This window comes from Mesoflavibacter sp. CH_XMU1404-2 (assembly GCF_037029465.1).
In the GTDB taxonomy this organism is placed as follows: domain Bacteria; phylum Bacteroidota; class Bacteroidia; order Flavobacteriales; family Flavobacteriaceae; genus Mesoflavibacter.
The window spans coordinates 164,234-177,712 of sequence record NZ_JAYMEM010000005.1; the positions used below are offsets into that span (position 1 = coordinate 164,234).

Sequence of the window (13,479 nt, forward strand, 5' to 3'; positions counted from 1 at the left end):
TAATGATTAAGTAATTTCCAAATATAGACATTTAGAGTGATACAAAAGAGGCTAATTATTAAAATCAAGCGCTAAGATATTCGCTTTTATTTTAGAAGAAAACTATATTTGCTTTATGCTTTTTAGTGATATTTTAGGACTTCAACATATAAAAAAACACCTAACAACCAGTGCAGATCATGGTCGTATACCACATGCACAACTGTTTGTAGGCCCAGAAGGTTCTGGTACTTTGCCTATGGCTATTGCCTATGCGCAGTACATTTTGTGCGGAAATACAAACGCAGAAAATGATGGAGTGAACCAAGCGTGCAACTTAAAGTTTAAAAACTTTTCGCATCCAGATTTACATTTTGCTTTCCCAGTAACAACAAATGATAAAATAAAAAAACATCCTGTTAGTAGTGCTTTTTTAGAAGAATGGAGGCAATTACTAACCCAACAACCTTACGGAAATTTATTTGACTGGTACAGACTTTTAGGTGTAGACAACAAACAAGGACAAATTGGTGTAGACGAAGCGCAAGATATTGTAAAATCTCTTAGCCTTAAAGCTTACGAAGGTGGTTACAAAATAATGCTTATTTGGATGGCAGAAAAGCTTAATACACAAGCAGCAAACAAACTTCTTAAGTTAATTGAAGAGCCACCAAATAAAACCATTTTTTTACTTATTGCAGAAGATGAAGAGCAAATTATAAACACCATTAGATCGCGTTGTCAAATTATACATTTTCCGCCATTAGCAGAAGAAGATATTAAAAACGGACTGATAAAACAGTTTGATATTAATGAGGCTGATGCTACTAAAATTGCTCATCAAGCTGAAGGTAACTACAACAAAGCTTGCGATTTAGTCTATCATGACAGCGAAGATACTCAGTTTGAAAAATGGTTTGTGTTTTGGGTAAGATCTGCTTTTAAAGCGAAAGGTAATAAAACCGCAATACACGATTTAATTGGCTGGAGCGAAGAAATTGCAAAGACAGGTCGCGAAACTCAAAAGCAATTTTTAAACTTCTGCTTAGACTTTTTTAGACAAGCTTTATTACTTAATTATGGTGCAGATGATTTGGTGTTTTTTGAAGCTAAAGCTGAAAGTTTTGACTTGGCCAAGTTTGCTCCTTTTGTACATAATAACAATATTTTAGATATTTCTAATGAGTTGCAAGATGCAATTTATCACATAGAACGTAACGGAAATTCTAAAATCATACTTACAGATTTATCTATAAAACTAACTAGACTTTTGCACGCTAAACAAGACTAGTTTTAGATAAAATTTGCTTTTAAATTTTAATATCTTTGGAATAAACTAATTAACTATGACTTCTATTTTAGATCACATTACCGAAATAATTTTATTACTTTTTTTAGCCATCACTTTTTTACAATCTGGATTAGATAAAATTTTAGATTGGAAAGGAAATATTGGCTGGTTAAAAGAACATTTTTCTAAAACTTTTATGGGAAAAATGGTAGAAATTAACGTTGCTATTATTTTGGTTATAGAGACAGTTGCTGGTATTTTAGCTATTTTAGGTATTTATCAACTTATTGTTAATGATAATGCTACTTTAGGTTTTTATGCGGCTATTTTAAGCGCTATTACGTTGCTTTTATTATTATTTGGACAACGCGTTGCTAAAGATTATGATGGTGCAAGAACCATAGTTATTTACTTAATTCCGACGATTTTTGCTTTGTATATTTTACAGTAAATTAAAAGTCTGTCATATTGACTTTAAAAACCCAATTGTCTTTAAAAATATCTTCTTCTAAAAATGATTTATGTTGCATGTAAGCATCATAAAAATTTTCTGTATGAAAGATATAAACGTAATACAACTTGTTGTTTTCGTCTATTAAAAAGTCACTTCTAATTCCTTTTTCTTTTAAATCTTTTTGCCAGTTAAAAGCGTTTTCTGGTGAAGAGAAAAACTTTGTAATCACATAATATCCTTTTTTTGCACCTTCAATCTCAGCTGCGTTTTTTTCTAAGATCAGTTTAAATTGCTGAGTTTCTAAAGGGTTTTCTTTGATTTTTAAGGCTTCTACATATGTTGAAGAGCTTATAATAACATTGCTTTGTTTAAGCTGTTCTTGTTGAATTTTTGACGTAGCTATTTCAGTACTTATAGGATTTTCAATTGGCTTTTCTTCTATAATTTCTGGTTGCTTAAGCGCTAATTTTTCAACTTTAATTTCATTATTAATTGCAGTTGCTTTAATATCTGTTTTAGATTGAATTTCTATTTTTTCCTCTATAATTTTCGGCTTTTTTTCTTCTATTTTATTTGATTTTATAACAATTGCCTTTTCTGGTAAATTAGTTTCAATTTCATTAAAAAATGATTGACTAATCTCAGTTTCAAACGCTGCAAAAAACAGATAAAATCGGTCTTCTTTGGTATTAAAAAGTAGCTCTACATTATCTGTATTATTATCTATAACTGTTTCTTTATTATTGGGTACAGTTAACCGCGCGATATCAAATCCTAAAGTATTTTTACTATTAGGAAAACGTTTAATTTTATTATAAACGCTGCTATTGAAAAAGTTTTTTTCTTCCCTTTGATCAGTACTTAATCGTATAGCGGTTTTAAGGTTTGGGTTTGCGATAATACACTCGTCTTCAGTAATATCAGAATCACCTTCAAGCGTTGCCAAAGTTAAATTTGTAGTAATATTACCTTCTTCTGGAGATTTAAAATCTTTTAAATTTATAACGACTGGCTCTGTACCAACATGCGCAAAACCGTTAAATGTTGTAATATATTTTGGCTTTTCTGTTGGTGCTTCGTAAACAATATAAAGCATCCAACCAGCAGAGCTTCCGCCAGCTACAAAACCTTCTGTAGCATGGATATTTGCAACGGTAATTTCGCCATTTTTCACTTCAGAATTTTGTAATAAATTAGTAATATCTGCATAACAAGCGTATGGAGAATTAAGATGAAATCCGCTTTTTTTATATCCATCAAAAATCAAATTTCCTTTAACTGTTTGATAGTCTTTATTTGGTAATTTTAACTTCACTTTACTAATTAAAGAACGGTCTTTTTGCCTTTTACCTGAGAAAAAAAACTGTCCGTTTTGTGATCGTCTTTCACCTTTTATATAACTATAAGTTGCTGTCCAATATAGCGCAGCAAACACTATATTGTTTTGATTATCAGGTAATTGAAGTATTGAAGAACTAGAGTTAAAAGTAGAATTATCGTTATCGATATCTACAAAACTCATAGGAATATCATCATTCGCGATTGATAATTCGTTAAAAGGTTTTATAACATCTTTGCTTAAACTATTGTTACCAATAACTAAAGCATCTCCATAAATATAAAACGTTTTATTAGTTTTAAATGAAGTTGCAACTTGGGTAAAACCCTGGTAAAAAAAAGCAAAGAAGATGATTAAATGCGTTAGCAATTTTCTCATAGTCTTTATAAATGATTAATAGCAGGATAAATATAAGTAAAAGTCTGAAAACTACTGACAAATAACAGTTTATAAATAAAAAAAAGCGTTAAACCGAAGTCTAACGCTTTTTAACAAGTAATGTGTTTTGTTACTTTTTATAGTTACTGTCTAAATCTTTGATGATTGTTTCAGTTAAATCATACTCATCTTTAGCAAACATTACGCTAGGAGAAGCTTCGACTGTTCCTAAAATAACATCAAAACCATTAGCTTTACCATAGTCTTTTACATAGTCTTTTACTTTTGTAATCAAAGAGTCCATTTCTTCTTGGTAAGGTTTAGAAATTTGTTGTTGCTCCATTTGAAATTGTTGTTGCAACATTTGCTGTTTTTGACCTAATCTATCATATTCTTCTTGAGCTTTTGATTGGCTCATTTTTTGAGATTCCATTTGAAATTTTTGTGCTTCCATTTGAAAAGCTCTTCCAATACTATCCTTTCTTGCATTAAATGCATTAAGCTTTGTTTCGTATTTTTTTTCTAAATCAACTTTTTCTTGCATTTCGTTAATCACCTTCCCATTGTCAACATATCCTATTTTTTGTTTTTGACAAGAAGTAATAAAAATTGCAATCGATAAAACAGCTAGTATTTTTTTCATCTTATGTTTTGTTTTTATGAATTTGCGCAAATGTATAAAAATTAAAAAGTGATAAACACATTTTATGTGAATATTGTATAAATAATTAAAATCTATTTTAAATGAATATTAAAATAATTGTTAACTATTAAAAACAGCTTTAAATAAGACGATTTAAGACACTTTCTAAAAAAGGCAAGGTTATCTGTTGTTTTGAGTTAAAATTTAATGTTATGCTTTCTAAAAATAAGTTTTAGCTGTTTTTAAGCACGTAAATTAACGAAGAACACTCACTTGTTCGATTTGCTTTGAGATTAGAGCGTAATCCGTTGTAAAACGCTTTAAAAATATTTTTACTTCCTGATTTATATTTTTCAGAAAGTAAGCTAACATAAAACGCATCAAATAGCATTGGCTTGGTTTGTTCTATTTCCATATTAATAGAAGCGAATAATTTGGAAATTGATTGTTGATCAAAATGCCATAAATGTCTAGGCACATCATAAGCTGCCCAAAACTGTTTATAATAGTTTGCATCAAAACTTTTATAGTTTGGTACAGCAACCACTAACCTACCATTTGGTTTTAAAAGTTTTTTAAATGTTGAAATTTGTTGTTCTAAATCTGGAAGATGTTCTAAAACATGCCAAAGTGTAATTACATCAAAACTATTAGATTCAAAATTATTTAACTTTTCGATATCTAAAACTGCATTTTCCGTTTTTTGATTTGCTATTGATCTTGCATCTGCATTTGGTTCGATTCCTGAAACTGTCCAATTATTTTCTTTAGCTGTTTTTAAAAAATCTCCTGTCCCGCAACCTACATCTAATAGTGTTTTTGTTTCGGTTTTAAAACCATTGATTAGTTTTTGTTTTTGCTTTAAAGAAAAACGTCTAACTAAATGATATGCTTTTTCAAACCAATTTCGTTTTGCATCTGTGTGAGAAATATAATCTTCCGTTTTATAATATTCTGAAAGTTGACTAGCTTTTGGTTGCGGAAACGTTTCTAGAAAACCATAAGTTTTGTTCTCTTTTAGTTGAAACATTTCACCAGAAACGGAATGATCTTTTATATGTAATTGTGTTTGTTTGTTACTCATAAATTAAAAGTCTAATCAAAAAAAGAAGAATTGAAACGGATAAAAAAGTAAACGTTCCACGTGGAACGTTTAAAATTTATCTTCCTAAATACACCAATAAAACAGAAATATCTGCAGGAGAAACACCACTTACTCTTGATGCTTGAGAGATGGTTACAGGTTGAATTTTATTTAATTTCTCTCTAGCTTCCATACTCATTGATTTAAGTTTTGAGTAATCAAAATTATCAGGAATTCTGATATTTTCTAGACGCGTTAATTTATCTGCATTGTTTTTTTCTTTGGCTATATATCCAGAGTATTTTACTTGTATTTCTGTCTGTTCTATAATCTCATTATCTAGATTATTTTCTTCAATGTAATTTGAAACAGACTCGATTTTTTTCATGTCTTCAATATCAATATTTGGTCTAGCAAAAATCTTAAACATCTTATCTTGCTGTTTCATTAATGAAGAATTCTTAGACTCTAAAATCGGATTTATTTCACTTGTAGTTACACTAGTATTTTGGAAAAATTCTACAAACTTTTCTGCTTGTTCGTGTTTTTCTTCCATACGTTTTAAACGTTTTTCGGAAGCTAAACCAAGCTCAAATCCTTTTGGTGTTAATCTTAAATCAGCATTATCTTGACGTAATAATGTTCTATATTCTGCTCGAGAAGTAAACATACGATACGGCTCTTTTGTACCTTTTGTAATTAAATCGTCTATTAAAACACCTATATAAGCTTCGTCTCTTTTTAAGATAAATTCATCTCTTTCTTGAACTTTTAAAGCTGCATTTATACCCGCCATTAAACCTTGAGATGCTGCTTCTTCATAACCCGTTGTCCCGTTAATTTGACCTGCAAAATATAACCCTTCTACTAACTTAGTTTCTAAAGTGTGCTTTAATTGTGTAGGAGGAAAATAATCATATTCTATAGCATAACCAGGTCTAAAAAATTTCACATTTTCAAAACCTTCAACAGAACGTAATGCATTAAATTGAACATCTTCTGGTAAAGAAGTAGAAAAACCATTTATATAGTATTCAACCGTATTCCAACCTTCAGGTTCTACAAATAATTGATGCCTATCTTTATCAGCAAAACGGTTAATTTTATCTTCAATAGAAGGACAATATCTAGGTCCTAAACTTTTTATACGACCATTAAACATTGGTGAACGATCAAAACCTTCACGAAGTAAATCATGTACTTTTTCACTTGTATAAGCAAGGTGACAACTACGTTGTTTTGTTAATGGTTTTGTGATATCTAAATAAGAAAATTTATCAGGATTTATATCACCAGGTTGTTCTACCATTTTAGAAAAATCTAAAGATCGTCCATCAACTCTTGGAGGTGTTCCTGTTTTCATTCTACCAGATTCAAAACCTAAATCTACCAACTGTTCTGTTATACCTGTTGCTGCTTTTTCTCCTGCTCTACCACCACCAAAATTTTTATCACCAATATGAATTAAGCCATTTAAAAAAGTTCCGTTAGTCAACACAACTGACTTTGCTTTAATCTCAATTCCAAGAGATGTAACTACACCTTCAACCTTTCCACTATTAACTAAAAGACCTCTAACCATTTCTTGATAAAAATCTAAGTTAGGTGTGTTTTCTAACATCAATCTCCAATCTTCCGCAAAGCGCATACGATCACTTTGCACTCTTGGACTCCACATTGCAGGTCCTTTGGATTTGTTCAACATTTTAAATTGAATAGCAGACGTATCACTAACAATACCAGAGTAACCGCCAAGCGCATCAATCTCTCTTACAATTTGCCCTTTAGCAATTCCACCCATAGCAGGATTACAAGACATTTGAGCAATGTTTTGCAAATTCATAGTCACTAATAAGGTTTTGCTACCCATATTAGCAGCTGCAGCTGCAGCTTCGCTACCAGCATGTCCTGCTCCAACAACTATTACATCGTAAACTTCGTTAAACATATTATTTTGATTGTTCCACGTGGAACGTTTTTAAAATTCGACTTAAATTTGGCGTGCAAATATACAACAAACTATGACATTTCTTTTAATATCAAAAGAGCTTCGTCTTCTTTAGCGCGCATCAGTTTTGAATCATCTTCAGTCTTATCTTTGAAACCACAATAATGCAAAATACCGTGTATGATAACACGGTGTAATTCTGTACTAAAATCTACTTCAAAATCTTTAGCGTTATCTTCTACTCTTTCTACTGAAATGAAAATATCACCAGAAATAGTTTTACCCATTGAATAGTCAAAACTTATAATATCTGTTAAGGTATCGTGATTTAAATACTGAACATTTAATCGGTGTAAATATTCATCATCACAAAACACATAACTAATCTCGTCTTGTTTGCAATTATGATGCTCTATAATTTTTGTTATCCAACTTGAAATTTTAGCTTCATTTGAAAGTTGAAAATCGGTTTCGTAATTAAAACTAATCATTTTTTTGTTTGAAATATTCTTGCGCTTTTTGCTTATAAATTTGCTGCAAAGGTAAGCTTTGTTTATTCAATATTTCGGTGGTATTAAAATATTGTTTTGCTATTTCTAATTGATTATTAGTTGAATTAGAAAATGTTTTGGTATTAGTTTGAGATTCGCGTTTTGTATCTTGACCTTGTTGGAAAGTTGCGTTTTCTAACTTTAATAACTGATGTTTAATATCAAGCATCTTTGTCAAAGTTTCATTAGTAAACCCTTCGTTGATTAACTTTAATTCAACATCTTCCATATCGTTTAAAAGTTTTTTGGCATCACCATTTCCTCTTAAACCATCTTTCTCTAAACGTTGTTCTAATTGCTGACGTAACAATTGTTGTTCTTGATAGATTTTAAATAATTCGGCATTCATTTGCTCATTAAAATCACCATCGCCTTGTTGGCTTCCACCTTGTCCTTGTCCGTCTCCATCTTTTCCTCCTTCTTTGCCATTTTTACCTTCTTCACCTTTATTTCCTTTTTCTCCATCCTTTCCTTTCTCACCATCTTTCTTTCCTTTTTGGTCACCTTCATTTTGTCCTTCTTCACCAGGTTTTTGTTCGCCTTGCTGACCTTGTTGTCCGTCTTTACCTTTCTCGCCTTTCTTCATGGCATCTTCCATCTTTTTAGCTAATTCTTCTTGACTTATAATGATATCTGGAAGTGGCATATCGCCTTCTCCTTGACCTGGTGACGGCATGCCCATTTGCATTTGCATATTATCTAAAGCGGCACTTAAAAAATTAGCTAAATTATTAGCCGAAGTTAAAGCATATTGTTGCGAAGATGCGCCTTGATATAATTGATTTTCTGATAGCTGCGCTAACGCTTTATCAATATTAAAATATACATCATTAATTTCTTTGTTGATTTGTTCTGAAAAATCGGGTTGACGTAAAGAAATAGCAAATAAACTATCATCTACGTGCTCAAAATGTGTGCGTAAATCGTATTGCTTTTTTAAGTATTTAGCATACTCATTATGGTTAACCTCTATGCTTTTAAACTTGTTCATTAAGTCTTCTTCATCAAATGAAAATACAACTAGATTATCAATAATCTGACGTAACATTTCAATATCCTCTTGCATTTGTTGTTTGCCAGATGCAGACATTTGCATTTGCATACTCATGCTCATTTGCTTCATTTTCTGAGCTGCATTTTTTTGCTTTTGCTTTGCAGAATTTTGTTTGTCTTGTTTTTGTTTTTCGTCTGTAGATTGTTCCTTTTTTTCTAAATCTTCACTTGCTTTTTGTTGTTCTTCTTTAATATTCTCTTCTGCATTTTTATTTCGTGGAACATCCATTGGAGATTTTAATTGCTTATTTTCTTTTTCTAAATCTTCTAATTGTTTCTGGATGTCTTCAAACTTTTTATTTAGTTCGTCTTGTTTCTCTTTTGTGTTTTTTTCTGGATCTTCATTAGCTAATTTATCTTGTTCTTTGGCTAATTTATCAAGCTCGTCGCTAATTTTTTCCATTTTTTTAGACACGTAGTAACGCTTGGTCAATTCTAATAATTGTTCCATGCTACGCTTTTGGTTTTTAGCCTGTTTTGCAAGATTATCTAACTTCTCTGTAAACTCTTCCTTTTTAAATTTTTCTTTAAGCTTTTCTAATTCTTCAAGTAGCTTTTCATCTTTTTTTAATTGCGCTTCATTCTCTTTTAAACGCTCTTGCAATTTTTCTTTAAACGGATCTTCTTTTTGATTTTCCTTTTGAAATTCTTCTAAATTATTTTGAAGCTTTTTATTGAATTGCTTCATCATTTCTTCTTGTTGCTTTTGACGCTTCAAGAAATTTTCTAGCTTCTTTTTATCATTATAATTTAGTTCTGATTTTTCTTTTTGAGTTTTTGAAATCTCTTTAAGTTGTTCTTCTTGTTTTTCAAAATTTTCAAGAGATTTATTAAGATCTTTTATAGTTTCGTTTTGTTCGTTAAGCTGCTTTTGTTCTTCTTCATCTTTTGTACGCTTTCTGTATGTAAACACAGAACTTTTTGTGCTTTTGTTTTTATTTACCGCATCGTTATCAAAAACTTCAAAATACAGCTCGTATGAAATACCGGCTTCTACATCTAAATTATTTGGGAAAGCAGTTAAAAATTCATCAAAATTAGAAGATGAAATAGGTATATTTTTTACAATTTTATTGGTTTCGTTTTCTGAAGGATAATAGACTAACTGTAATTTAGATAAACCATAATCGTCACTTACTTGACCTTTAAAATACAAGGTTTGTTGGTCTAAACTATCTGTTTTAGATTCAATTTTAAGTTCTGGATATTGATCTTTGATAACCGAAATACTATACGCTAAATTCTCGTAATTTTTAAGGTTTTTATTACTTGTGCTAATGTTGTAGTCTAAATTATTATAGACGCGTTTAGAGGTATTAAAAACACCGTTTTCTTCTGTCGTAAACGTTAAAGTATCTTTACTAATTAAATCGACTTGATCTGTTGCTTTTGTATTAAGTTGCCAAGTAATTTGTGTACCTTGTGGTACAACTGCATTACCAATACCTTTTAAAACTTCGTTACGTTTGTTGGTGTAGTTTGGATAATTTAAAACCATCTGAAAATTTAACAACGTTGGCACTTCTACAACATGTAACGTATATGGTTTTGAGTTAACACCATTAGCAGATAAATTAAAAGTAATGTCTTGTTTTGGTTGCTCAAAAACATACTCAAAAGTACCTGGTTGACGTTGTTGTAAAAAGTATGACTGATCGTTAAAATTGATTTGTGCATCTTCTGGAACAACATCTCCTTCGGTTTGTACAAATAGCCTGAAGGTTTTGTTTTCTTCGGTTTGCAGGCTTTCATTTATCACAAAAAAACTAAAAGGTGCTGGCGGCTCATAAGCAGTTTGATAATTAACTACTCTTTTATAACTATCTGTAAACCAATTAGTTTTACCTAAAATAAAACTTAATAATAAAATAGCTATTGGGATAACTGCGTATTTTAAATATTTAGTGTTGTGTTTAAAATTAATCGCAAAATTGAAGGGAACTGGGCTTAATTCTTCAGCTTTTTGATCGATGCTGGCTAAAAGTAATTCGCTATTATCATTAGTCTCTTTTAGTTGAAGTACATTCAATAACTTATCATTAACTTCAGGAAAATGATTACCTATAATTGCAGATGCTTGTTTGTAGTTAATGCCTTTTTGAAGTTTAAATAACTTAGCTATTGGCAATGCAATAAATTTGATAAATAAACCAACCTCAACAGCAATAAACAGCCAAAATAAAACCGTACGCAAACCAGAATTTAACCACAGAAAATATTCAATAAGTAACGTAATAATAAGGTATAACAAGCCAATACTAAAAAACAGGATAGCTCCTTTTATCAGCTCATTAGTGTAATATTTTCTAATAAATTGTTCTAATTTGGTTTGTATGATATTGAAGTTATTCAAAGCCATTTTTTTATTTAACTTACTAAAATACAGTTTTTATTTTTTTATGTCTGTTAAAGGCTCTTAAAACTTGTTTTAAAATAGTTCTTTGTGTTTCTTCTACTCTATTCTATCTTTGCACTTTCAAACCAAAAGAAATGTCAAAACAAGTTAGAGTGCGTTTTGCACCAAGTCCTACAGGACCTTTACATATTGGCGGCGTACGTACCGCATTATTTAATTATTTATTTGCAAAAAAACACAACGGTACTTTTGTGTTACGTATAGAAGATACAGACCAAAACCGTTATGTAGAAGGTGCAGAACAATACATTATAGATAGTTTAAATTGGTGTAATATTCCTTTTGACGAAGGTCCAAACAAAAATGAAAAATTTGGTCCATATAGACAAAGCGAACGTAAATACTTATACAAACAATATGCAGATCAATTAATAAAAAGTGGTCATGCTTACTACGCATTTGATACTGCTGAAGCACTTGATGCACACAGAAAAGATCATGAAGCTAAAGGAAAAACGTTTATCTACAATTGGCATAACAGAGAAAAATTAAGTAATTCTTTATCGCTTAGCGCGGAAGACGTGCAAGCTAAGTTAGATGCTGGTGAAGATTATGTGATTAGATTTAAAAGTCCGCAAGATCAAACACTTCATCTTAAAGATATTATTCGTGGTGATATAAAAATTGATACCAATATTTTAGATGATAAAGTTTTGTTTAAAGCAGACGGAATGCCAACCTATCACCTAGCAAATATTGTTGATGACCATTTAATGGAAATTACGCACGTTATTAGAGGTGAAGAATGGCTGCCAAGTCTTGCTTTACACTATCAATTATACGATGCATTTGGTTGGGAAGCACCAGAATTTGCACATTTACCGTTAATCCTAAAACCAACAGGAAAAGGAAAATTAAGCAAACGTGATGGTGATAAATTAGGATTTCCTGTATTTCCTTTAGAATATAAGTCTCCAGAAGGTGATGTATCCAGAGGTTATAAAGAAGATGGTTATTTTGCTGAAGCAGTTGTTAACTTTTTAGCCTTTTTAGGATGGAATCCTGGTACGGAACAAGAAATTTTTAGTTTAGAAGAACTTATAGAAGCATTTGATTTATCTAAAGTGAATAAAGCCGGAGCACGTTTTGATCCAGATAAAATTAAATGGTTTAATCACCATTACATGCAAGATCAAAGTAATGATGATTTAGCTGAAGCGTTTAAACAAAATCATGATTCATTAAAAGACATAGATGTTAATTACATATCAATGGTTGTTGGGTTAATTAAAGAACGTGCTACGTTTGTAAACGACTTTTGGGATTTAAGTAATTTCTTCTTTGTGGCTCCAACAGAATATGACGAAAAAGCTTTTAAAAAAGCTATTAAAGACGATACAAAATCTATAATGACCGACGTAAAATCTATCATAAATAACATTGAAAATTTTGAAGTAGAAACACTTCAAAATGATGTAAAAGGTTGGATTACGTCAAACGACATTGGTTTTGGTAAAGTGATGATGCCACTACGTTTAGCCTTAGTTGGTGCATTACAAGGACCTGATGTTTTTGACATCATATACATGATTGGTAAAAACGAAACTGTTAAACGTATTGATAATTTAATTGAAAAAATAGATTAAAATATTAATCAACCATAAACAAAAAAAGCCTCTAATATTTAGAGGCTTTTTTTATTAATTTATTTCTTTTAAACTTTAAAAAGTTATCAATAAAGCTACAGTTAACATACTTTGATTTCCTTTAAATTTTTTATTAGTAAAATTAGCAGCATTAGAATCGTTTAAATCACCTAAAATATTGGTAAACCCATAGATATATTGTCCTCTTACTTTAAAGTTTTCAAAACCTGCGGTTAATCCAATAGCGCCATTCACATTAAAATTAGTAATATCTACAAAATCTTTAGCCAGTAAACTATCAAACTCTGCTATAATCCATTCTTCTTGACCTTCATCATCAAATTCTAAATCACTATTGTACTGTAAAACTGGTCCAAAATCTAAAGTTAAATATGGTCCTGCTAATTTAGCATGCATTAAAAAAGCCACTTGAGCAGTTAAAATTTTGTAATCTATAGGCTCAAAATTGCTGCTTAAAGCAGATGCAAATCCGTTTACACTCATCTTATTTTCAGATAATTGCATACCATAACTTACGTTGTACCATTTATGAGGAATATCTACCGTTGCAGACATATGTATTAACCAACCTGTATCGCTTTTGGTTTCAAAATTATCGGTAATAATATCAAATTGAGTCAATCCACCACCAATAGCAAATCCATTTTTTATGTTGTAATTTTTACGTTGTGCGTAATTTATTGTAACAAAACCTATACAAAATGCTACTAATAAGATGAAGTTATTTGTTTTCATG

10 protein-coding genes are annotated in these 13,479 nt (G+C 30.5%); 3 read left to right on the top strand and 7 right to left on the bottom strand.

Going from position 1 to position 13,479, the window contains the following annotated elements; translation table 11 throughout:
* The first annotated feature begins 115 nt into the window (after positions 1-115).
* Together WA327_RS04130 and WA327_RS04135 are read left to right on the top strand one after the other, a co-directional pair.
* A complete protein-coding gene (locus WA327_RS04130; RefSeq protein ID WP_336066808.1) occupies positions 116-1,270 on the top strand; it encodes a DNA polymerase III subunit delta' in 1,155 nt (384 codons plus the stop codon).
* Positions 1,271-1,325: 55 nt separating this feature from the next.
* Positions 1,326-1,721 carry a DoxX family membrane protein gene (locus WA327_RS04135; protein WP_336066810.1) on the top strand — a complete coding sequence of 132 codons (396 nt, stop codon included), beginning with the start codon at positions 1,326-1,328 and terminating at the stop codon, positions 1,719-1,721.
* Between the two features lies 1 nt (position 1,722).
* Here the strand turns inward: WA327_RS04135 and WA327_RS04140 are convergent, their stop codons facing one another.
* The 6 genes from WA327_RS04140 to WA327_RS04165 form a co-directional block, all read right to left on the bottom strand.
* Positions 1,723-3,441 (bottom strand): hypothetical protein, encoded by a 1,719-nt coding sequence (locus WA327_RS04140; protein WP_336066812.1) that lies wholly within the window; start codon positions 3,439-3,441, stop codon positions 1,723-1,725.
* Positions 3,442-3,571: 130 nt separating this feature from the next.
* Positions 3,572-4,084: an OmpH family outer membrane protein gene (locus tag WA327_RS04145; RefSeq protein WP_336066813.1), complete on the bottom strand. Its 513-nt coding sequence runs from the start codon at positions 4,082-4,084 to the stop codon at positions 3,572-3,574.
* A 232-nt stretch (positions 4,085-4,316) separates the two neighbouring features.
* On the bottom strand, positions 4,317-5,168 hold the full coding sequence (locus WA327_RS04150; protein WP_336066815.1) for a class I SAM-dependent methyltransferase: 852 nt from the start codon (positions 5,166-5,168) through the stop codon (positions 4,317-4,319).
* A gap of 76 nt (positions 5,169-5,244) precedes the next feature.
* Complete coding sequence (mnmG, locus tag WA327_RS04155; RefSeq protein WP_336066817.1) at positions 5,245-7,116, bottom strand: tRNA uridine-5-carboxymethylaminomethyl(34) synthesis enzyme MnmG; 1,872 nt, start codon at positions 7,114-7,116, stop codon at positions 5,245-5,247.
* A 71-nt stretch (positions 7,117-7,187) separates the two neighbouring features.
* Entirely contained in the window at positions 7,188-7,607 is a 420-nt protein-coding gene (gene ybeY / locus WA327_RS04160) for an rRNA maturation RNase YbeY (RefSeq protein ID WP_336066818.1), read from the bottom strand.
* Positions 7,600-11,079 carry a DUF4175 family protein gene (locus WA327_RS04165; RefSeq protein ID WP_336066820.1) on the bottom strand — a complete coding sequence of 1,160 codons (3,480 nt, stop codon included), beginning with the start codon at positions 11,077-11,079 and terminating at the stop codon, positions 7,600-7,602. The genes ybeY and WA327_RS04165 overlap by 8 nt, the downstream gene beginning before the upstream one ends.
* A 131-nt stretch (positions 11,080-11,210) precedes the next feature.
* On the opposite strand from WA327_RS04165, the gene gltX reads away from it, so the two are divergent.
* Positions 11,211-12,722 (top strand): glutamate--tRNA ligase, encoded by a 1,512-nt coding sequence (gene gltX / locus WA327_RS04170; RefSeq protein ID WP_336066821.1) that lies wholly within the window; start codon positions 11,211-11,213, stop codon positions 12,720-12,722.
* Positions 12,723-12,797: 75 nt separating this feature from the next.
* Here the strand turns inward: gltX and WA327_RS04175 are convergent, their stop codons facing one another.
* Positions 12,798-13,478: a hypothetical protein gene (locus tag WA327_RS04175; protein ID WP_336066822.1), complete on the bottom strand. Its 681-nt coding sequence runs from the start codon at positions 13,476-13,478 to the stop codon at positions 12,798-12,800.
* Position 13,479 lies beyond the last annotated feature (1 nt).